Source organism: Aeromonas sobria (assembly GCF_050266975.1).
Classification (GTDB): Bacteria; Pseudomonadota; Gammaproteobacteria; order Enterobacterales; family Aeromonadaceae; genus Aeromonas; species Aeromonas sobria_B.
This window is the reverse complement of the sequence record NZ_JBKISU010000010.1, coordinates 73,762-94,330: the sequence shown is the minus strand read 5'-3', so window position 1 is coordinate 94,330 and position 20,569 is coordinate 73,762. Positions and strand designations below refer to the sequence as shown.

General features: G+C 64.8%; 21 protein-coding genes. 6 read left to right on the top strand and 15 right to left on the bottom strand.

What is annotated here, in order from left to right; all coding sequences use genetic code 11:
• Positions 1 to 2: 2 nt before the first annotated feature.
• Positions 3 to 689: an RluA family pseudouridine synthase gene (locus ACLHZ1_RS07835; RefSeq protein ID WP_427261611.1), complete on the bottom strand. Its 687-nt coding sequence runs from the start codon at positions 687 to 689 to the stop codon at positions 3 to 5.
• Between the two features lie 221 nt (positions 690 to 910).
• Here ACLHZ1_RS07835 and ACLHZ1_RS07830 point away from each other — a divergent pair, with 221 nt between their 5' ends.
• Positions 911 to 1,387: a hypothetical protein gene (locus tag ACLHZ1_RS07830; protein ID WP_427261610.1), complete on the top strand. Its 477-nt coding sequence runs from the start codon at positions 911 to 913 to the stop codon at positions 1,385 to 1,387.
• 25 nt (positions 1,388 to 1,412) lie between these two features.
• Here the strand turns inward: ACLHZ1_RS07830 and ACLHZ1_RS07825 are convergent, their stop codons facing one another.
• From ACLHZ1_RS07825 to ACLHZ1_RS07815, 3 genes are all read right to left on the bottom strand, one after another.
• On the bottom strand, positions 1,413 to 1,724 hold the full coding sequence (locus ACLHZ1_RS07825; protein ID WP_408794435.1) for a winged helix-turn-helix domain-containing protein: 312 nt from the start codon (positions 1,722 to 1,724) through the stop codon (positions 1,413 to 1,415).
• Positions 1,721 to 2,251 carry a DUF1523 family protein gene (locus ACLHZ1_RS07820; RefSeq protein ID WP_408794437.1) on the bottom strand — a complete coding sequence of 177 codons (531 nt, stop codon included), beginning with the start codon at positions 2,249 to 2,251 and terminating at the stop codon, positions 1,721 to 1,723. The genes ACLHZ1_RS07825 and ACLHZ1_RS07820 overlap by 4 nt, the downstream gene beginning before the upstream one ends.
• Positions 2,252 to 2,427: 176 nt before the next feature.
• Positions 2,428 to 4,050 (bottom strand): methyl-accepting chemotaxis protein, encoded by a 1,623-nt coding sequence (locus tag ACLHZ1_RS07815; protein ID WP_427261609.1) that lies wholly within the window; start codon positions 4,048 to 4,050, stop codon positions 2,428 to 2,430.
• A 163-nt stretch (positions 4,051 to 4,213) separates the two neighbouring features.
• Here ACLHZ1_RS07815 and ACLHZ1_RS07810 point away from each other — a divergent pair, with 163 nt between their 5' ends.
• Positions 4,214 to 4,846 carry a LysE family translocator gene (locus tag ACLHZ1_RS07810; protein WP_408794443.1) on the top strand — a complete coding sequence of 211 codons (633 nt, stop codon included), beginning with the start codon at positions 4,214 to 4,216 and terminating at the stop codon, positions 4,844 to 4,846.
• A 69-nt stretch (positions 4,847 to 4,915) separates the two neighbouring features.
• Here the strand turns inward: ACLHZ1_RS07810 and ACLHZ1_RS07805 are convergent, their stop codons facing one another.
• The 10 genes from ACLHZ1_RS07805 to ACLHZ1_RS07760 form a co-directional block, all read right to left on the bottom strand.
• Positions 4,916 to 6,124, bottom strand: coding sequence for a cation:proton antiporter (locus ACLHZ1_RS07805; RefSeq protein WP_427261608.1), 1,209 nt, complete (start codon positions 6,122 to 6,124; stop codon positions 4,916 to 4,918).
• A gap of 10 nt (positions 6,125 to 6,134) precedes the next feature.
• Positions 6,135 to 7,238 carry a beta-N-acetylglucosaminidase domain-containing protein gene (locus ACLHZ1_RS07800; RefSeq protein WP_427261607.1) on the bottom strand — a complete coding sequence of 368 codons (1,104 nt, stop codon included), beginning with the start codon at positions 7,236 to 7,238 and terminating at the stop codon, positions 6,135 to 6,137.
• 25 nt (positions 7,239 to 7,263) lie between these two features.
• On the bottom strand, positions 7,264 to 8,994 hold the full coding sequence (locus tag ACLHZ1_RS07795; RefSeq protein WP_111873617.1) for a potassium/proton antiporter: 1,731 nt from the start codon (positions 8,992 to 8,994) through the stop codon (positions 7,264 to 7,266).
• Positions 8,995 to 9,201: 207 nt separating this feature from the next.
• Entirely contained in the window at positions 9,202 to 9,351 is a 150-nt protein-coding gene (locus tag ACLHZ1_RS07790; RefSeq protein WP_084205416.1) for a hypothetical protein, read from the bottom strand.
• Positions 9,348 to 10,067: a M15 family metallopeptidase gene (locus ACLHZ1_RS07785; protein WP_427261649.1), complete on the bottom strand. Its 720-nt coding sequence runs from the start codon at positions 10,065 to 10,067 to the stop codon at positions 9,348 to 9,350. The genes ACLHZ1_RS07790 and ACLHZ1_RS07785 overlap by 4 nt, the downstream gene beginning before the upstream one ends.
• 26 nt (positions 10,068 to 10,093) lie before the next feature.
• The gene (gene dapE / locus ACLHZ1_RS07780; RefSeq protein WP_427261606.1) at positions 10,094 to 11,221 is read right to left on the bottom strand and encodes a succinyl-diaminopimelate desuccinylase; all 1,128 of its coding nucleotides are present in this window, start codon (positions 11,219 to 11,221) and stop codon (positions 10,094 to 10,096) included.
• 22 nt (positions 11,222 to 11,243) lie between these two features.
• Positions 11,244 to 11,594: an ArsC family reductase gene (locus ACLHZ1_RS07775; protein ID WP_427261605.1), complete on the bottom strand. Its 351-nt coding sequence runs from the start codon at positions 11,592 to 11,594 to the stop codon at positions 11,244 to 11,246.
• A gap of 447 nt (positions 11,595 to 12,041) precedes the next feature.
• Entirely contained in the window at positions 12,042 to 12,356 is a 315-nt protein-coding gene (locus tag ACLHZ1_RS07770; RefSeq protein WP_041997705.1) for a hypothetical protein, read from the bottom strand.
• 360 nt (positions 12,357 to 12,716) lie between these two features.
• Entirely contained in the window at positions 12,717 to 14,060 is a 1,344-nt protein-coding gene (locus tag ACLHZ1_RS07765) for an anaerobic C4-dicarboxylate transporter (protein ID WP_408773205.1), read from the bottom strand.
• Between the two features lie 349 nt (positions 14,061 to 14,409).
• Complete coding sequence (locus tag ACLHZ1_RS07760) at positions 14,410 to 15,006, bottom strand: TetR/AcrR family transcriptional regulator (protein WP_427261604.1); 597 nt, start codon at positions 15,004 to 15,006, stop codon at positions 14,410 to 14,412.
• A gap of 232 nt (positions 15,007 to 15,238) precedes the next feature.
• Between ACLHZ1_RS07760 and ACLHZ1_RS07755 the strand changes: the two genes are divergently transcribed.
• The 3 genes from ACLHZ1_RS07755 to ACLHZ1_RS07745 all read left to right on the top strand — a co-directional run bounded on the left by ACLHZ1_RS07755 (position 15,239) and on the right by ACLHZ1_RS07745 (position 18,425).
• Entirely contained in the window at positions 15,239 to 16,330 is a 1,092-nt protein-coding gene (locus tag ACLHZ1_RS07755) for an alkene reductase (protein ID WP_427261603.1), read from the top strand.
• Between the two features lie 117 nt (positions 16,331 to 16,447).
• Entirely contained in the window at positions 16,448 to 17,245 is a 798-nt protein-coding gene (locus ACLHZ1_RS07750; protein WP_427261602.1) for an SDR family NAD(P)-dependent oxidoreductase, read from the top strand.
• 175 nt (positions 17,246 to 17,420) lie between these two features.
• A complete protein-coding gene (locus ACLHZ1_RS07745) occupies positions 17,421 to 18,425 on the top strand; it encodes an NADP-dependent oxidoreductase (protein WP_427261601.1) in 1,005 nt (334 codons plus the stop codon).
• 77 nt (positions 18,426 to 18,502) lie between these two features.
• Here the strand turns inward: ACLHZ1_RS07745 and asnS are convergent, their stop codons facing one another.
• Positions 18,503 to 19,903 carry an asparagine--tRNA ligase gene (asnS, locus tag ACLHZ1_RS07740; protein WP_427261600.1) on the bottom strand — a complete coding sequence of 467 codons (1,401 nt, stop codon included), beginning with the start codon at positions 19,901 to 19,903 and terminating at the stop codon, positions 18,503 to 18,505.
• A gap of 175 nt (positions 19,904 to 20,078) precedes the next feature.
• Between asnS and ACLHZ1_RS07735 the strand changes: the two genes are divergently transcribed.
• Positions 20,079 to 20,420 (top strand): hypothetical protein, encoded by a 342-nt coding sequence (locus ACLHZ1_RS07735; RefSeq protein ID WP_427261599.1) that lies wholly within the window; start codon positions 20,079 to 20,081, stop codon positions 20,418 to 20,420.
• Positions 20,421 to 20,569: the final 149 nt, after the last annotated feature.

Sequence of the window (20,569 nt, the reverse complement as noted above, 5' to 3'; positions counted from 1 at the left end):
CCCTAGAAGGGGCAGTCGCACACCGCCGCCATGGGCTTGCCGCTCAGGGGATGATGGAAGTCGAGGCGATGGGCGTGGAGCATCAGGCGCCCGGCCAGGGCATGGGCCTGCCCGCCATAGAGATCACACCCCAGCATGGGGTAACCCAGCTGCTGGCTGTGGATGCGCAGCTGATGGGTACGCCCCGATTCCGGCCGCAGCGCCACCCGGCTGACGGCCAGGCTCCCTGCTCCATGGGGCCACTGCTCCCGCGCCAGGACCCGATAGCGGGAGCGGGCGGGCTTGCCCTCCCGGGCACAGATCTTCATCAGGGGGAAGTTGGGGGGATCCTTGGCGATGGGAAAGTCCATCACCCCCTCATCCTCGGCCAGGTGACCCAGCAGCAGCGCCAGATACTCCTTGCCGACGGTGCGTTCGCTGAACTGGCGGCAGAGGGCGGCGTTGACCGCCTTGTTGCGGGCGACCAGCATCAGCCCCGAGGTGCCAAAGTCGAGGCGATGGACCAGGGTGCAGCCGGGGAAGTCCTGCACCAGTCGATGATGGACCGAATCCAGGTTCTGCGGATGTTTGCCGGAGAGGCTGAGCAGGCCGGAGGGCTTGTCGATCAGCAACAGGGCCTCATCTTCATGGAGGATGCGGATCGATGCCTGGCAGGGGGGAGCGATGAACTCATCTGGACTGGGCTGCATGGGGCGGGCGAGGGCTCGGGTCGAATGGGGTGGGCATGATACACCCGGGCGCCCTCTCTGACATCTGCCTTGCGTCGGATCCTGACCCTGGCAGGGGAGGCGGGGCGGGTTCAGGTTCATCCTGTGATCGGAATGGGGGATAGCCTCCTCATCCCTTGCTAAGGTATGGGATGACACCTGCCCGGATGAGCCTGGCGGTTTGACCCGTAAGGAGGGCAGTGATGCGCCGGATGCCAATGCTGTTGCTGCTCAGTCTGCCCCTTGCCGGATGCAGCACCCCGTTCGAGCGATTGTGGGAAGGGGTGGCCGAGTGCGAATTCGATGGCCTCTCCCTGGATGCTGACACCCTCAAGCCGGGCCATCCCGATCTGGCCGGCTTCACCCCCTACAAGGTGAACAATGGCTTTGCCTGGTATCGTACCCGCACCCAGCTGGGGGAGTTGCCCATCAGCGGCTTCCTGATCCCGACCTCGACCTTCGAGGTCCATGCCCTCTTCATCGATGCCCCCATCGCCAACACCCGCCAGCTGCTGCTGGAACGCTATGGCGATGACTTCTCCAATGAGGCGCGCCACCAGGCCGGCAAGGCGCCGCTGCTGCTGCGCGACCCCAACAACCCCAAGCGTTCGATCCTCGACTGCACCCGGGACGACGGGGGTGAGGAATACAGGCCAGAGGCATACGAGGTGCAAGAGTGAGCGGCAGGAGCCGGCGAGGGGCTGGCTAGGGGTAACCGAGGGTCTCTCGTATCTCGTCGATATGCCGGGCGACCCAGGCCGGGTCTATGGGGCCCCAGTCGCTGATGCGGTAGCCGCCCTGCTGATGGCGCGCCCCCGGGGTCTGCTCAAACTCACACACCAGATCCAGTTCGGCCAGGGCCGCCAGGGTGTCCTGGGCGGTGCGCCTCGGCATGCCGGTGGCGGCCATGATGGCCGCCACCGTGTTGGTGCCGCTGTCGATCAGGTGAGCGAGATAGAGGCGGCGGTAGAAGCTGGTGCGGGTCTTGCTGATCCCCGGCGCCTGCGCCTTGCTCATATCTCGTCCTCGATACGCTCGAAGTAGCGCCACAGGGCGATGGCCGACTTGCCCATCACCAGGGCCCAGATACCGAACCAGAACCAGCGGAAGAAGCTCCAGCTGGAGGCATCCGCCTCCGTGGTCTTGATCTTGGTGACGTTCGGGAACATGGAGAACATGTTCACCCGCCAGCCGTAGGAGGTGATGATGGCCAGCTTCTTCTCGAACTCCATGGACTTGGCCTTGGCCTGGACATCGGCGGCATCAAACTTGAAGTAGAAGGGGAAACCCCAGCCGGTGTCTTCGTTGCGAAACACCCGTATCTTCTCGCCGGGGCGCTCGGTATAGATGTAATAGACATCCGTGGTGGGGCCGTCGGCGGGGTTGTTCTTGCTGATGGGGCCGTCCTTGTCGGTGCGCTTCACCTCCACCCCGGTGATGGTGGCGATGGTGTGCTCGGGCAGGTAGTAATCGAGCCAGATGGCGGACAGCAGGGCGATCAATCCCAGGGTGATGAAGGCGGGTTTCCTGAGCTTCAGATTCATGGTGCTCTCATAAGGGGGGAGTTGGCGTGCCTCTACCATACCCATATTTGCCGGTCAGGCACAGCCCTCAATGAAGCCAGCTTGTAAAAAGGCCGTTTAAAACAATGGCCAATGGCACCCTGCTTCGGGCGAGAGGCCCGCAGGCGGCACCTCTCGCCCGGCTGGCAGAGCGGGTATCACAACTGGAACTGGGCCAGTTGCCTGCGCTGCTGCTCGGCCAGCTGTGACAGCTCGTGACTGGCGGCGGCGCTCTGGCTGATGCCGGCGGCGTTCTGGTGCACTATCTCGTAGATGTTGGTGAGGTTGCGGTTGATGTCGGCGGTGACGCAGGACTGCTCCTCGGCGGCGGTGGCCACCTGGGCATTGGCACCATTGATCTGGGTGACCGCCGCCGTGATGCCCCCCAGCAGGTCCTGCACCTCGGCGGAGAGGCGCTGGTTGCGACCCAGGATCTCCAGGGTCTCCTGCACGCCGTCGTTGGCGGACTGGCTCTGGCTCTGCAGCTGCTCGATGATGACCTGGATCTCCTTGGTGGAGTCCTGGGTGCGGGCGGCCAGCAGGCGCACCTCGTCGGCCACCACCGCAAAGCCGCGGCCGGTTTCCCCGGCGCGGGCGGCCTCGATGGCGGCGTTGAGGGCCAGCAGGTTGGTCTGCTCCGAGATGCTCTGGATCACCTCGATCACCTTGCCAATCTGCTCGGACTGGGACTTGAGCCGCGCCACCACGCTGGCGGCGCTCTCCAGGCTGCCCGCCATGCGGCCGTTGGCCTGGATGCTCTCGGCAAACAGGGCCAGCCCCTGCTCGACCCTACTGTGGGCGTCGCGCGCCAGCTCGTCGGCCAGGGCGGCGTTGTGGTTGACGTTGTCGGCGGTGCTGGCCAGCTCGGTGACGGCGGAGGCAACCTGCTCGGTCTCGCTGCGCTGCTGCTGGGCGTTGGCCTCGGACTGGGTCATGACGGCGGCCAGTTCGGTGGCGGCGGAGGCCACGTTGCCGCTGATGCCGGTCAGGGCATGGAGGGTGCTGCCCAGCTGGGTCAGGGTCAGGTTGATGTCCTTGGCCAGCTGGCCCAGCTCGTTGCTGCCTTCGGCCTTGGCGCGCACGTTGAAGCGCCCCTGGGCGACGGCGTGCATCACCTCCTGCAACTGGCCGATGGGCTGGACGACGCGGCCGGAGAGCCACCAGCCGCCGCAGAGGGCCGCCACCAGGGTGGCACTCATCATCAGCAGGGTCTGCAGCAGGGTGGCGCGATAGTGGGCCTGCTCCTGGGCTATCTCCTGCTGGCTCAGCCGGTTGATGTGGGCAGACAGGGTGTCTATCTGCTTGATCAGCCGCTCTCCCAGATCGCGAAAGTGCAGCCTGGCCTGCTCGTAGGCGGCGGGATCGCCGCTGCCGGCAAAGCGCTGGGACAACAGCGGCAGCATGGTGGTGCGGGTGTGGGCGAAGTAGGCCTGCAGGGCCGCCGCCACTTGGCTGTTGTCCTGCTCGGCGCCGGGGATGGCCAGCCGGGACAAGATGGTCCCCAGCTCCTGCTCGGCCCCGTTGAGGACGGCGGGCAGCTCGGCGAAGCGGGCCTGCTCGTAGAGACCGTAGATGGCGTTGGTGCGCAGCCGGTAGCTGGCGTGGATCAGGGCGGCGATGTCGTCCTTGTGGCGGGTGACGCTGGCGGTGGTTTCGTTCATGTCCGAAATGGCGCCGTCTATCTCCTGCTTGCTGACAACGGCCATCAGCAGCATCAGCAGGCTGGCCAGCAGGAGGGGGATGAGCACTTGCAGACGAATGGAGAGGTTGTTCAACGACATGAAAGATCTTGGCCCGAAGAGGAGTGAGGCGGCATCTTACACAGGCGCGACAACTCTTGTCACAGGGTTTTTAATGCTGAAATCTTGCTGAAGGAAATGGTTTTTCTTGTGTTAAAAGAGTGTGATAGGCAAGATCGTCTGCCTGTTACCCTGGAGGTGTAGTGTGTCCGACTGGATTGATCCCGCCATCTTGGCGCTGTTTGTTCCCACGTTTTTCTTTGTCTCGGTGACCCCCGGCATGTGCATGACCCTGGCGATGACCCTGGGCATGAGCCTGGGGGTGCGCCGCACCCTCTCCATGATGTGGGGAGAGCTGATTGGCGTGGGGCTGGTCTCCGTGCTGTCGGTGGTGGGGGTGGCGGCCGTCATGCTCAACTATCCGGCCCTGTTCTCGGCCTTCAAGTACGTGGGGGGCGCCTACCTCATCTGGCTCGGCATTCAGATGTGGCAGGCCAAGGGCAAGATGGCCATCCCGGCGGATCTCTCGGCCGGCCAGCAGACCAGCGCCATGGGACTGGCCGTGCAGGGGTTTGTCACCGCCATCGCCAACCCCAAGGGGTGGGCCTTCATGGTCTCCCTGCTGCCCCCCTTCATCAATGCCGCCAAGCCGATGACGCCGCAGATAGGGGCCCTGGTCGCGCTCATCCTGGTGATCGAGTTCGCCTGCATGCTGCTCTATGCGAGCGGTGGCCGCACCCTGCGCCACTTCCTCGCCAAGAGCGGCAACGTGGCCCTGATGAACCGCATCGCCGGCTCGCTCATGCTGTTTGTCGGGGTCTGGCTGGCCCTGGGCTGAGCGCCTGGGCCTCGCAAAAATGCCACTCCCTGCACGGGGGGTGGCATTTTTCATGGGCGCACGCCGGGACTAGCCGGATTTGAAGCGCCTGACCCAGGGGTTGGCGCTGATGCCGTGCAGGATCACGCTGAGCAGGATAGTGCAGAGTACCGTCTTGATGATGGGGCCCTGACCGAGCAGGGCCGGCCTGTGTTGCAGCACCATGACGGCGAAGACGATGCTGGCGAGGCCCCGGGGGCCGAACCAGCCGACGAACAGCCTGAGCTCGGGCCTGAGCCCGGAGCCGAGCAGGCAGAGCCAGACCGGCACCATGCGCAGCAGGGTGAGGCTGGTCAGGGCATAGAGCCAGTATGGCCAGTGCAGCAGATCCGGCAGCACAGGGAGCAGGGTGGCGCCAAACACCATCCAGATCACCACGGAGAGCAGGTCGCCATAGCCCTCGCAGCTGTCGAGGTACTCATGTTTGTGCTCGCCGAAGCGGTGGCCTATCAAGAGCCCGCCGACGAAGGCGGCGATGAAGCCGCTGCCCCCCAGGGTCTGGGCCAGGGCGAAGCAGAGCAGGGCCAGCCCGGGCAGGGTGAGCTGACGCCAGAGCGGCAGCTGCCAGCCATTGAGATAGGAGCGTCTGAGCAGCCAGAGGGTGACATGGCTCAGGGCCAGGGCCACCACTATCCCTATGCCAATTTCTTCGAGCATCAGGGTCAGGGCCAGGGCGCCCGTGCCCTGATGCTGCTCGGTCGGGGCGATGAGGGCCAGCAGCAGCAAGAGCACGGGCACGCAGATGCCGTCGTTGAGCCCGCTCTCCTGGTTGAGTCCCTCGCGAATGGGAGCGGGCACCGCGGGATTGCTGACCACGGCCTTGCCCAGCGCCGCGTCCGTCGGGGCGAGAATAGTGGCGAGGATGGCGAGTTCGAGCAGGGGCAGGTCCGGAAATAGCCAGCGACCGAACAGGGTGCCCAGCACCAGGGTGAGTGGCAGGCCGATCAGCAGCAGGCGGACAGGCAGACTGCGGTTGGCCAGCAGCACCCGCCAGTCGGTGTTGGCGGCATCGGTGAACAGCACTATCACCAGGGTGAGCTCGGCCAGCAGCCGGATCCCCTCGTGATTGATCTCCAGGCTGAGCAGGCCGACCCCGCCCGGGCCGAGCAGGGCCCCCGCCAGCAGGAACAGCAGGGGGCCATTGACGAGTTTGGATTCAAATCGACCCGCTATCAGGCTGTAGATCAGCAGGAAGGCGGCGAGGATGGCCAGGTTCTGGTAGAGCTGTGTCGTCTCCATGGTGCGCCTTTCAGTCGGTGAGGCAATCGGGGTCGAATGCGTATTCGCCATCGAGCCAGCGCACTATCTCGTCGACGCAGGATTGATCCCGAAACGGCAGGTAACGGCTGCGCAAGGTGGCGATCTGCTCCGGGGTGAGCTGGGCCAGGCCAACGTCCTGAAACAGCGGCAGATCGGCCCCTATCATGGCGGCGATCTGGGGGCCGCAGGTGGCATGGAGGGCGTCGTGCAGCGCCTTGTCCGGGTCGTAACGTCTGCCGAGGCGGTAGCTCATGGGCAGGGAGGCCAGCGGCAGGGCCGAGAGCGCCGCCTGCTTCATGGGGTTGACGCCGTGGCCCGAGGTGAGCTCGGCGAGTTCCGCCGGACGGTGCTCGAAGGCGCGCAGGTGCAGGAAGCTGCTCGCCTTGCTGCCGTCATTGACCGGGTAGTTGTCCCAGAGGAAGGGCTTGCGCTGCAGCCAGTCGGCGGTCTGCTTGAGGTGCGCGGCCGGGTATTCGGTGGAGCAGACCCTGGGGCCGGTCCAGAAGATGTCGAAACGCGCATCCAGTCCCTGGCCCAGATCCTGGAGGTAGTTGGCCGGCATGGCGCCGAACACCTTCTCCAGCACGGGATCCGTGCTGTAGTAGCTGGGGCAGAACAGCAGGCGGCGGGCGCGGCTGTGGGCCGCGATGTCGTGGGCGATCCGGATCTGCAGGGGGGCGAGCTCGGGGCTGTCGCCCACCATGTCATCGAACAGGACGGCCAGCATGTCCGGGGCCAGCTCGGCATCGATGACCCTCAGCTTCTCGAGCAGGGCGGGGCGCTGGCGTTCGTAGTCGTGATGGGCGCCCATGGGGCTCAGACCGATGCCAAAATCCAGGCCATTGGCGCGGCACTGCCCGGCAAACTGGCGCAGGGCGTTCAGCTGATCTTCGGGCCAGGGCAGGGCCCAGTGCTTGCGCAGATAGCCATCCTCTTTCGGGGCGTAGAGGTAGAAGCCATAGCCGTGGCGGGGCAGCCACTGGGCGTAGCGGGCGCGGGCGTCCCAGCGCCAGCCCTTGCCAAAGAAGCCCTCGATGAGACCGAGGTGGGGGTTGGGGGCGCCGACGCCCGCCATCAGGCTGTGCTCAGACATAATGTATTGCTCCGTCAAGGGGCGATCAGACCGGGTCTTCGTCGAGGAAGCGCACGCCTATCTTGCTCGCCTCGTCCTCGTCCATCTCGGCCACGGTCCAGATCATGCCCTGCCATGGGTACTGGTCACCCACCACCAGATTATCGCCCAAGCGGCCGGCGAGGAAGTCGCCCAGGCTCTGCTCCGGCTCGTCCAGCTCGCCAAGATCCAGGCCATAGAGGGGGGCGAGATCGATCAGGCGGGCCGAGGCATCGAGCAGGAAGTCCCCGAAGAAGCGGGGGCCGAGATCCTGCTCCGGGGCCTGGCTGAACAGCTGGCCGAGGGCGGTCAGGTCGTGTTCGTGGCCGATGACGCAGAGGATGTCATCGGCCTGCAGGCAGGTACTGCCGGAGGGGTGGAGCAGATCCTGGCCGCGAAACAGGGCGCAGACCCGGGTGCCCGCCGGCATCTTGAGATCCCGCAGCGGGGAGCCGATGCACCACTTCTCCGAGCCGAGCCGGTAGACGAAGGTCTCCCACTGGCTGTCGAGATCGATCTCCAGCCCGGCGCGGTTGATGGGGGAGGGCGGCGCCGGCACCTCCACCCGCGCCAGGCGCGAGGCCAGCGGCAGCGAGCTGCCCTGCAGGATCAGGGAGACCAGCACCACGAAGAAGGCGACATTGAAATAGAGCTGGGCGTTGGGCAGCCCGGCCATCATGGGGAAGACTGCCAGTATGATGGGCACGGCGCCGCGCAAGCCCACCCAGGAGATGAACCAGCGCTCGCGGGGGGCGAAGTTCTTGAAGGGCAGCAGCCCTATCCAGACCGAGAGCGGGCGGGCGATCAGTATCATCCACATGGCCAGGGCCAGGCCCGGCAAGGCGATGGGCATCAGGTTGCTCGGGGTGGCGAGCAGGCCCAGCACCAGGAACATGCCTATCTGGCTCAGCCAGGTGAGGCCGTCCAGCACGGAGAGGGTGGTGCTGCGGCTGCGGATCACCCGGTTGCCCAGCAAGAGGCCGGTCAGGTAGATGGCGAGGATGCCGCTGCCCCCCAGCGCCGTGGTGAGGGCGAAGATGAGCAGGCCGCCGCTGACGGTGAGCAGGGGGTAGAGCCCGGGCGCCAGGCGGGCCGTGTTGATGAGCTTCCACAGCAACCAGCCGGCCCCCAGCCCCAGCCCGGCCCCCAGGCCGAACTGTTGCAGCAGCTGGAGCAGGAAGGACCAGTCCAGCCCCTGCTGGCCGGTGGCCAGCACCTCGATCAGGGTGATGGTGAGGAAGACCGCCATGGGGTCATTGCTGCCGGACTCTATCTCCAGGGTGGCGCCGACCCGCTCGTTGAGGCTGCGCCCGCCGAGCAGGGAGAAGACGGCCGCGGCATCGGTGGAGCCGACGATGGCGCCGATCAGCATCCCCTGCATCAGGTTGAGGTCAAACAGCCAGGCCGCCATCAGCCCGGTCAGGCCCGTGGTGATGGCCACCCCCAGGGTGGCGAGGGAGAGGGCGGGCCAGAGCGCGACCCGAAACGAGGAGACCCGGGTGCGCATGCCGCCATCGAGCAAGATGATGGCCAGGGCCAGGTTGCCCACCAGGTAGGCGACCGAGTAATCGGCGAAGTGGATGCCCCCTGGGCCATCCTCTCCCGCCAGCATGCCGACCGCGAGGAAGATCACCAGAATGGGGATCCCGAGCCGGGACGAGAGTGCGCTCAACAGGACACTGGCTCCCACCAACAGGGCACCGATAAGAAAGAAACTGTTGATGGTCACTGCATCCAATGGCGAACTCCTTCTGTCAAAATGCAAATCAGGCACATTATATGCATTTACCCCCTGCTTGTGTGGGCTATTTGTGCATTATTTTGCAATTTACGCCATTTTGCGTCACGGGTGGCCATGGTTGCCAACCCGTCATGGTGAGGGGGCGTGGCGAGGGGGGAGAGAGGGGGGGCCGGATGAAAAAAAGCCCCTTTCGGGGCTTTTTTGTCAGTAGTCGTCCTCGTCATCCTTGACTTCGCGGATCTTGTCCTTGTACTTGGGCAGCTCTTTCTCTATCCGCTTCATGTCCTTGATGGCATTGAGAAATACGCCAAGCAGAAACAGGAGTGGCAAGCCGATTAACAACCAGAGACTCATGGGGTGCTCCTATTGATGTCATGGACGCTGTCATGGTCTGTGCGCTGGGGTAAGACGTAGCGGGCCAGTATCTCGTCGAGGTGGGTCAGGATCGTCTGCTTACCCTCAATATCCGCCTGTTGCAGGCAAAGCGCCAGCGCCCTGGCATCGAGCCGCTGATGTTGCGCCTCGGGCGCAAAGCTCAGATGCCAGGGTTCGAAGGCGACCTCCCTGCCTAGCGCCTGGCGATCCTGCCTGTCATAGGGCAGGAAAAACCCGAAGTCGCCCATATGGGCGTCGAGCCAGAGCGCCAGTTCGGCAAACCAGCCTCCCGCCTCATATTCCCAGGGCTCCAGGGCCAGCCGGGTGCCATCGGGCAGGCGGTCCGGATCATAGATGTCCAGATCCGTGCCCCAGTGGTGGCGGCTGGTGCCCGGCAGGGCGCTCCAGCGCAGGATGGCATGGAGCCGCTCGACCTCGCCCAGTTGCAGGGCATCCAGGGGCTGGCCGTCGCCGTCTTGCAGCGGTCGCTCGCCGCGCCACTTGCCATTCCAGATGGCCAGCTGGCGCGCGAAACTGCGCCAGCTGGAGGCGGGTTGCAGATTGTGGCCCGCGGCAGCGGCGGCCAGCTGCATGGCGTGAAAGGCGTCGGCGGCGGCCGGGGTGAGGCGGTGAGGCCCGGCCCCGAGCACCCTGAGGTGCCCCTCATCCTGGCCAAGCAGTTGTTCCTGGGTCAGCACGGTTTCTCCTCCCGCGGCAGGCTTCATGGCAGCAAACGGGTCAGCACACCCTGATACATGTCCGCCAGCAGATCCAGATCGCCGGCCTTCACGCACTCGTTCACCTTGTGGATGGTGGCGTTGACGGGCCCGAGCTCGATCACCTCGGCCCCGGTGGGGGCGATAAAGCGTCCATCGGACGTTCCGCCCGTGGTGAGCAGGGCAGGACGCTGGCCGTTGACCTCGGCCACGGCGGCGACGGTGGCCTCCAGCAGGGCGCCGGTATCGGTCAGGAAGGGCTGACCGGAGAGGGTCCATTTCAGATCAAAGTCCAGACCGTGCTTGTCCAGTAGCGCCTCGACTCGCTCGCGGATGGCCAGATCGGTGAGCTCTGTGCTGAAGCGGAAGTTGAACTGGACGTGCAATTCGCCGGGGATGACGTTGGAGGCGCCGGTCCCCCCCTGAATATTGGCTATCTGGAAGCTGGTGGGGGGGAAGAAGGCGTTGCCCTCATCCCACACGGTGGCGGCCAGCTCGCTCAGGGCCGGGGCCGCCTTGTGGATGGGGTTGTCCGCCAGATGGGGGTAGGCCACGTGGCCCTGCACCCCGCGCACCAGCAGATCGCCGGTGATGGAGCCGCGGCGGCCGTTCTTCACCACGTCTCCCACCTCGGTGGTGGAGGAGGGTTCGCCGACGATGCACCAGCGGATCTTCTCGTTGCGCGCCTCCAGGGTGTCGATCACCCGGGTGGTGCCATTGATGAAGGGGCCCTCTTCGTCCGAGGTGATGAGGAAGGCGATGGAGCCGGAGTGATCCGGGTGGGCGGCCACGAAGCGTTCGGTGGCCACCACCATGGCGGCGAGGGACCCCTTCATGTCGGCGGCACCACGGCCATAGAGCACGCCATCCTGAATGGTCGGCTCGAACGGCGGGGTGTGCCACTTGTCGAGCGGCCCGGCGGGCACCACGTCGGTGTGGCCGGCGAAACAGAACAGGGGGCCCTCGCTGCCGCGGCGCGCCCAGAGGTTGGTGGTGTCTTCAAACACCATGGGCTCGATGACGAAGCCCAGGCGCGCGAGGCGCTCCGCCATCAGGGTCTGACACCCTTCATCTTGCGGGGTAACGGAGGGGCGGCGGATCAGATCCTTGGCCAGTGCGATGACATCCGACATCGGCATTCCTTAAAAGAAGAGGTTAACGGGGGAAGAGGGATTGATACTGGTCTGCCTTGAAACCCAGGTGCAGCTCGCCGTCCAGATCCAGCAGGGGGCGCTTGATCATGGCGGGGTGTTCGAGCATCAGGGCGCGGGCCTTGGCGGTGTCGAGCCCTTGCCTGGCCTCCTCCGGCAGGGCGCGGAAGCTGGTGCCGCGAGTATTGAGCAGCGCCTCCCAGCCCAGCTGTGCCAGCCAGCCATCCAGTTGGGCCGGGCTCAGGCCATCTGCCCTGTGGTCGTGGAAGCGGTGATCGACGCCGGCATCGGCGAGCCACTTGCGCGCCTTCTTGATGGTGTCGCAGTTTTTGATGCCATAGAGGGTGACGGCCATGGGGGTGTCCTTGTCTGCGGGCCTGGGCCCTGAATTCAACGAAGGCCAGATTCTGGCATTGTGGCCGTTGCAAGGCAACGGCCTGGGCCATCTCTTGCTGACGCCGGGCATGGCGAGCCCGTGGCGGCTGAGGGGGAGGGCCCCCAATGCAGGGCATGCATCATGCAATGGCAATAAAACATTTCCTTGGCAAGAGTCTTTGCTCTAGTCTGCTGGCCGTCTCGCGTCCATGTCGGCGCCGGTCATGGCCAGCGCCATCCGGCACGGCCCGCCGCCCTCTTCGCGTGGTGCCAGGGGCGGCGGCGACGCCTGAACGTTTTGACTCTGCAAACCCGAGTGTTGCTTGCTTGTCTGCCCGCCATCATGGCGGGCTTTTTTTGTGGCATGCCCCGGGCCAGAGAGACGAAACGCGCCATCGAGGCGCGTTTTATCTTGTGGAAAGAGGGGTCAGGGGGCGACGGGCCATTGATAATCGAAGACCCGTGCCCGCTCCCAGGGGGCTTCCGGCAGGCCGGAGCTGAGCCCGGCGTACTTGCCCACATCGTCCACCACTATGGTGGAGAGCACGGGCAGCTGGTGTTCGGTGCAGTACATGCGAATGCGTTGCAGCAGGGTGCGCAGCTCATCCTGGCAGGTCTCCAGCCCGGCCATCTTGGCCAGCTTGGAGTAACGAATGGTTGAGCGTTCCTTTGCCGACGCGACGAGAATATCCCACAGCTTGTAGTCGCAGGTTGTCATGCTTGCGGTGGCCTGGTTTGTCATAGCTCTCTCCGGTGCGAAGTGGTCGCTGGGTATCGGTGCCGATCTTGGCAGCTTGGTCGTGGCGAGTCTTGATCCAACGCAAAAAGCGGGTCATTAATCTCCCCCGGTCATAGGCGGGAATTCTAGAACGTAGGCGGTAGTTTAAAAAACTTAATTTCAATTATTTTTTAGATATTACGATTGGTTTTTGGTGGTTTATTGATATTTGCAGATGATGATCCAGCGTCAGTGGCGTATGAGCCTCTGGCATCGTGGGCCGGATGGCCGCGTGCCTCATGCCGTCGGGGGGCTGGCTCAACCCGGGAAGATGACACGGGAGGCCGATGGCCTCCCGTTTGTTGTTGTCCTGGTTTGCCCGCCTCAGAGCAGCAGGCTGGTCAGCAGGTAACCCAGGGTACAGGCGGTGCCCACCCCGATGAGGCCGGGCAGGATGAAGCTGTGGTTGATGATGAACTTGCCGATGCGGGTGGTGCCTGAGCGGTCGAAGCCGATGCAGGCCAGATCGCTTGGGTAGGTCGGCAGCACGAAGTAGCCGTAGCTCGCCGGCAGGAAGGCGATCAGTAGCTTGGGATCCACCCCCAGGGCCAGCCCCATGGGGGCGATGGCGGTGAGCGCCGCCGCCTGGCTGTTCACCAGCTTGGAGATGAGGAAGAGCACCAGGGCATAGGTCCAGGGCTGGGACTGCACCACATGGGAGAGGCTCTCCTTGAGGGCGTCCATGTGGCTGATGAAGAAGGTGTCGCTCATCCAGGCCACCCCGAACACCGAGAAGATGGCGACCATGCCCGCCTTGAACACGGGACCGTTCGAGATCTCGCTCGGCTTGACCTTGCAGCGCATCAGTATGATGGCGCCGGCGATCAGCATCATCATCTGGATCACCAGGTTCATGGAGAGGGGGCCCGTCTTGCCCTTGATCTCGAACACGGGACGCAGTCCCTCGTTGGCCCCCAGCACCACCACGGCGGCGATGGCGGCGAAGAAGATCCAGGTCGACCAGTAGGCCTCTTTCGGGAAGGCGTGATCGAGCAGGGTCTGGTTGCCGCCATAGATGAAGGCGCGCTGTTCCGGATCCTGGATTCTGGCCTGGAACTCCTCGTCCTTGTCCAAGTCCTTGCCGCGGCGCAGGCTCCACAGGGCCGCCACCAGCACGCCGGTGAGGGAGGCCGGGATGGAGATCATCAGGATGTCGAGCAGGCCATAGGCCTCGCCTATGCCATGACCGGCCGCCAGGATGGAGACCAGGGAGACCACGGCCACCGAGACGGGGGAGGAGCAGATGGCCATCTGGGAGGCGACGGAGGCCACCGCCATGGGGCGCTCGGGACGGATGTTCTTCTGCAGCGCGATGTCACTGATGATGGGGAACATGGTGTAGACCACGTGGCCGGTACCGCACAGGAAGGTGAGGGTCCAGGTGGTGAGCGGGGCCAGTATGGTGATGTACTGGGGGTGGCGGCGCAGCAGGCGCTCGGCTATCTGCATCATCAGGTTGAGGCCGCCGGCGGTCTGGAGCACGGAGGCGCACCCTATCACCGCCAGTATGGTCAGCATCACCTGCACCGGGGGCTCGCCCGGGGTCAGCCCGAACACGAAGGTCAGCAGGAACAGACCTATGCCGCTGATGAGGCCAAGCCCCATGCCTCCAAAGCGGGTACCCAGCAGCAAGCAGCCGAGTACCACCAAAAATTCCATCAAGATCATTCCATTACCTCGTGTGATTGAACCCATGTCCGCACCGGCCCTGGGGCCAGGGAGCCTCTGTCGTCATTGTCCCTAACGGGTCAGTGGGCATTCTGCCACCCCTAAAGGGGTAAAAAATTGAGGTGGTTCAATAACGGGCCCTTTTCCGAATTAAGTGCATAAAAACTACGGATAACCCCTGTACAGAGGTGGCTGGGGCCTGGCAGGCAGGGGAAGAGGGGTGGGGGATTGATGCGAGGAGCAGAATGAGAGGCGGAGATCGTCCCTGCCGGGAGACGGCAGGGGTCGATGAAGGGCATCGCAGGTCAGGGCTGGCCTGCGATCCTGGCAATGGGCCCGACTGGTCGGCTCAAGTGTCCTGGTTTGACTCGGCGGTGGCCGCCTCTGTTGGAGACGAGCGCTGAGACAAGAGGGCTGCGCGGCAGGCAGCCAGGATCTCATCGGCCAGTGGCGACTCATCCGGACAGGCCCGCGACAGCATGATGGCGCCGACCATCTGCGCCATCAGCGCGATCCCCTTGGCGCGATCCTGTGCATCCGACGTGCCGCGCGGGCCACCGATGCGGGCCAGCATGGCCTCAATACCGGCCTCGAAGGCGGCCTTGACCTGGGCCGGTTGGCGCGCCGCATCGGCACACAGTGCGGCCATGATGCAGCCATCCCCAGGGACATCGCGGTGCTCTCTGGAGAGGTAGTGCCTGACAAACTCGGGGCCATCGAGCGCGCCGGTTTTCTCCAGGCTCTGTTCAAACCCGCAGGTGGCGGCCTCTGCCATCAGATCCGCCTTGGTGGGAAAGTGCTTGTAGAAACCGCCGTGAGTGAAGCCGGCCGCCCCCATCAGATCTGCCACCCCCACGCCATCGTAACCCCGTTCGCGAAACAGCCTGGCCGCGGTGGCGACTATGTGTGCCCGGTTGGCCTGAGCCTGTGCCTTGGTGACCCTCATACCCGGTCGTCCTCTGGATCATGGAAGTGGTGAACACTATACATTGATGTTGGTCATCATCAAAACGCTTGACGAAAAAGATGATGATCGTCATCTTTAATGCGCAGACCCCGGGAAGGGGTTGAACGCCCTGACCCCGGATTGACGCTTGCAAGCTCAGAGCAGGGCGGCGCGATGCAGAGAGAGACCACCCTCCTTCCCAGATCCAGGTTCCACCCGACAGAGGCACGCCATGACAGACAAGAGACTCTTCGAGGCCTATTCCCTTGGCCCCATCACCCTCGCCAACCGCATCGTGATGGCGCCGCTCACCCGCAACCGTGCCGGCCCCGGCCTGGTACCGAGCGAGCATGCCGCCACCTATTACAGCCAGCGGGCCACGGCGGGGCTGCTGATCGCCGAGGCGACGCAGGTCTCCGCCCAGGCTCAGGGCTACCAGGACACCCCGGGCCTCTACACGGCGGCGCAGATTGCGGGCTGGCGCAAGGTGACCGATGCGGTGCATGCCAGGGGCGGTCGCATCTTCGTGCAGCTCTGGCACGTCGGTCGCGTCTCCCACGTCGCGCTGCAACCCGATGGCGCGGCGCCGGTGGCGCCCTCGGCCCTGCGGGCCCAGACCAAGACCTTCGTCAACAATGACTTCGTCGAGGTGTCCATGCCCCGGGCATTGGCGCTGGAGGAGCTCCCCGGCATCGTCGATGATTTTCGTCAGGCGGCTGCCAACGCCATGGCGGCGGGCTTCGACGGGGTCGAGATCCACGGTGCCAACGGCTATCTGCTGGAGCAGTTTCTCAAGGATGGCGCCAACCTGCGCACCGACGGCTATGGCGGCTCCATCGAGAACCGCGCGCGGCTGCTGCTCGAGGTCACCGCCGCCGTGGCCGAGGAGATCGGGGCCGATCGCACCGGGGTCCGCATCTCCCCCGTCTCACCGGCCAATGGCATCTCCTGCAGCGATCCCCAGCCGCAGTACGACTATCTGGTCGAGCGGCTCAGCGCGCTGGGGGTCGTCTATCTGCATGTGATCGAGGGCGCCACCGGCGGCCCCCGGGATGTCGCCCCTTTCGACTTCGCCTCCCTGCGTCGGCGCTTCAAGCAGACCTATCTGGCCAATAACGGCTATGACCTGACGCTGGCCAGCAGTGCCCTGGCCCAGGGCAAGGCGGACCTGTTTGCCTTCGGTCGCCCCTTTATCAGCAATCCGGATCTGGTCGAGCGCCTGCAGCAGGGGGCCCCGCTCGCCGCACTCAGACCCGAGACCCTCTATGGCGGCGGCGCCGAGGGCTACATCGATTACCCGGCCTTGGCGGGGGCCGACGAGTAACCGCGCATCGACGGGAAGCGTCATCCCATGACGCCCCGTCGACATTGCGCCATGGCCCTCCAGTGCCTGGCGCGGCATCCAAGACAGTGCAACACCTTCACCCGAGAGAATGACATCATGACCATTAAACCCACAGTGCTTATCACCGGCGCCTCCAGCGGCATTGGCGCCACCTATGCCGACCGCTTCGCCCGGCGCGGCCACGATCTGGTGCTCGTCGCCCGCGATGAGGCACGGCTGACGGCGCTGGCAGGCCGCCTGCGCCAGGCGTATGGCGTCGCCGTCGACATCCTGCCCGCCGACCTCACCCAATCCCGGGAGCTGGCCGCCGTGGAGGCCCGGCTACGGGATGATGCCAGCATCGGCATCCTGATCAACAACGCAGGGATGGGCCAGACGGGTCACTTCCTCGCCCAGACCGCCGACAGCGTCGAGCAACTGGTGACCCTGAACAGCACGGCGCTGGCACGCTTGGCGGCCGCCATCGCCCCACGGCTGGTACAGGCCGGGGAGGGGAGCATCGTCAACATCGGCTCCGTGGTCGGGCTCGCGCCCGAGTTCGGCATGACGCTCTATGGTGCGACCAAGGCTTTCGTGCTGTTCCTCTCCCAGGGGATGAGCCTGGAGCTCGCTCCCGCCGGGGTCTATGTGCAGGCGGTGCTGCCTGCCGGCACGCGCACCGAGATCTGGGCGCGCTCCGGCATCGATCCCGACAGCTTGCCGGAGTTGATGGCGGTGGAGGAGCTGGTGGATGCGGCCCTGATCGGTTTCGATCGCCGGGAAGGGGTCACCATACCACCGCTGCATGAGGCCAGTCGCTGGGATGAGCTCGATGGCGCGCGCAAGGCGCTGCTCTCCGACCTTCGGCAGGCCCATGCCGCCGAACGTTATCAGGCTGCGCCTCAGGGCCGCTGATCCCGGCAACAAGACCGGCGGTCTGTTGGAGACGGCGCCATGCCCAACCCGCAGTTCTCCCTCCAGAGCGCCTCTTTTATCCCCGTGATGAGGTGCGCCCGGCCTGTGCCGCTGCCCTGTGTTGGACAAGGGCGGTTTGCCCGGTTTCGGCCACCTCATGTTTCCTGGTAGCAAGATGATGAAAGCCTTTGTGTTCAAACGTTATGGCCGGTCGGCACGGCCCGAGTTCGCCGACCTGCCGCAGCCGACCATGGAGCCGGACGAGATCCTGGTCAAAGTGCATGCCGTCGGCCTCAACCCCATCGACAACATGATCCCGAAAGGCACCTTCAAGCCCCTGCTCAGGTTTGAGCTGCCCGCGGTGCTCGGCAGCGATCTGGCCGGTGTGGTGGTGGCGGTCGGCAGCCGGGTCACGCGGTTTCGGCCGGGGGATGCCATCTATGCCAGCCTGTTCGATCTGGGGCGCGGCGCCCTGGCGCAATGGGTGGTGGTGCCCGAACACGCGGCGGCCCTCAAACCGGCCAGCCTCGACTTCGTCCAGGCGGCGTCCATTCCCATGGTGGCGCTGACGGCCTGGCAGGCCTTCACCGAGCAGGCCCCCCTCGCACCGGGTCAGAGGGTGTTCATTCCCGCTGGATCCGGCGGCATAGGCTCCTTTGCCATTCAGCTGGCCAGGCACCTGGGGGCCTTGGTCGCGACCTCCACCAGCACGGCGAACGTCGAGTGGGTAGGGCGCTTGGGAGCCGAGGTGGTGATCGACTACAGACGGCAGGAATTTGATGCGCTATTGCAGGGATACGATCTGGTGCTGGGTACCTTGCGGGGCGACACGCTCGAGCGGGCGCTGTCGATCCTGGCGCCGGGGGGACGGCTCCTGTCGCTGGTCGGCCCGCCGGATGCGGCCTTTGCGCGGGGGAGAAACATGAATGTCGTTATGAGGGCTCTGTTTGGCCTGATGAGCTGGAGGATCCACCGTCTTGCCCGGCGACGGGGCGTCACCTACGCCATGATGTTCGTGCGCCCGGATGGCGCCCAGCTGACCCGGATTGCCGCGTTGCTGGACGAGGGCAAGCTCAGGCCCGTCATCGACCAGGTCTTTCCGTTTGAGCAGGCCGGCGAGGCGCTCGCCTATCTGGCTACCGGTCGCGCAAAGGGCAAGGTGGTCGTCAGCCTGGCGTGACAGACGCAGGGCGATGGCAGGAAATAAAAAAGCCGACCCAAGGGTCGGCTTTTGCACGGTGCGAGCAGGCGCACGTCTTAGAACTCGGCGGTGCGCGGGGTGCGCGGGAAGGGGATGACGTCGCGCACGTTGCCCATGCCGGTCACATAGACCACCAGGCGCTCGAAGCCCAGACCAAAGCCTGCGTGGGGCACTGTGCCGAAGCGGCGCAGATCGCGGTACCACCAGTAATCTTCCTTGTTCAGGCCCATCTCGGCCATGCGCTGATCCAGCACCTCGAGGCGCTCCTCACGCTGGGCACCGCCGATGATCTCGCCGATCCCCGGGGCCAGCACGTCCATGGCGGCGACGGTCTTGCCGTCGTCGTTGAGGCGCATGTAGAAGGCCTTGATGTCTTTGGGGTAGTTCTTCACCACCACGGGGGACTTGAAGTGCTCCTCGGCCAGATAACGCTCGTGCTCGGAGGAGAGGTCGATGCCCCAGGAGACAGGGAACTCGAAGGTCTTGCCGCAGTTTTTCAGCACTTCGATGGCATCGGTGTAGTCAATCTGGGCGAAGTCGGAGGCGACGAAGCGCTCCAGACGGCCGATGGCATCCTTGTCCACGTGCTGGGCGAAGAACTCCAGATCGTCGCGGCGCTCCGCCAGCACGGCGTTGAAGACGTACTTGAGCATGGCTTCGGCCAGGGCGGCGTTGTCTTCCAGGTTGGCGAAGGCAATTTCCGGCTCCACCATCCAGAACTCGGCCAGATGGCGGCTGGTGTTGGAGTTTTCGGCGCGGAAGGTCGGGCCGAAGGTGTAGACCTTGGACAGGGCGCAGGCATAGGTCTCGACGTTGAGCTGACCGGACACGGTCAGGAAGGTCTCCTTGCCGAAGAAGTCCTTGTCGTAATCCACCTTGCCGGCGTCGGTGCGCGGCAGGTTTTCCAGATCCAGGGTGGAGACGCGGAACATCTCGCCGGCCCCTTCGGTGTCGGAGGCGGTGATGAGGGGGGCGGCAATCCACAGATAGCCTTCTTCGTGGAAGAAGCGGTGGATGGCCTGGGCCAGGCAGTTGCGTACCCGGGTCACGGCGCCGACGATGTTGGTGCGCGGGCGCAGGTGGGCCTGTTCACGCAGGTATTCGATGCTGTGGCGCTTGGCGGCCATGGGGTAGGTGTCCGGATCTTCGACCCAGCCGACGACCTTGACCTCGGAGGCCTGCAGCTCGAACGCCTGGCCGCTGCCCTGGGAGGCGGCGACCACGCCGGTCACTTCCACGGAGCAGGCGGTGGTCAGACGCAGCACTTCATTCTCGTAATTGGCCAGGGTATTGGGAACGACGGCCTGCACCGGATGGAAACAGGAGCCATCGGATATGGCCAAAAATGAGATCCCCGCCTTGGAATCGCGGCGGGTCCGGATCCACCCTTTCACTGTCTGGGTGGTGCCAACCGCATACTTACCGGTCAGCACATCTACTACGGATGCGTGCGTCATCGAAATATTGTCTCCAGCTTGTTCTTGCAGCGCTATTTGCAACACTAGGGGTCTGACCCGGGCACAGATGGCCCACCATGGCAGACTAAGCCGTCAATCTTACCCGCGCAGGTTTGATAAACAAGCAAAAATGTCAGACGCTGGGGGGGCCAATCGACGGGAGGGGAGAAGCGGGATGGAGCGACGACGCGGACCGGATGGATGGATAGTGCTGCTGCACTGGCTGGCTCTGCTCTGCTGGGCCTGCGTCCTGGTGCTGCTCACCCTCTATCACTATGCCAGGCCCGAGATAGCCTATGGCTTCCTGCGTTATGGCGGCATCGAGGTGCGCGAGCACTGGGATCCGGCGCTCACTCCCTGGCTGGAGCAGAGCCTGTGGGGCTGCGCCGCCTTCACCCTGCTGGTGCTGGCGCTGCAATACAGGCGCAGTCGCCGGGAAGACGATGGCTATGGCGCCTCCCTGATCCTGCTGCTGCTGATCCTGACCACCAGCCTGCTGTTGTTCTACTTCGGCTGACTTGGCTCCTGAAGTGTGCCGCCGCGCTGCGTCTACCGCGCCGAACCTGCCTTGTGCTGCGCTATGTCGGCTGACTCGGTCCCTGAGGTTTGCTGCCGCGCTGCGTCTGCCACAGCGAATCTACCTTGAGCTGGGTTATTTCGGCTGAC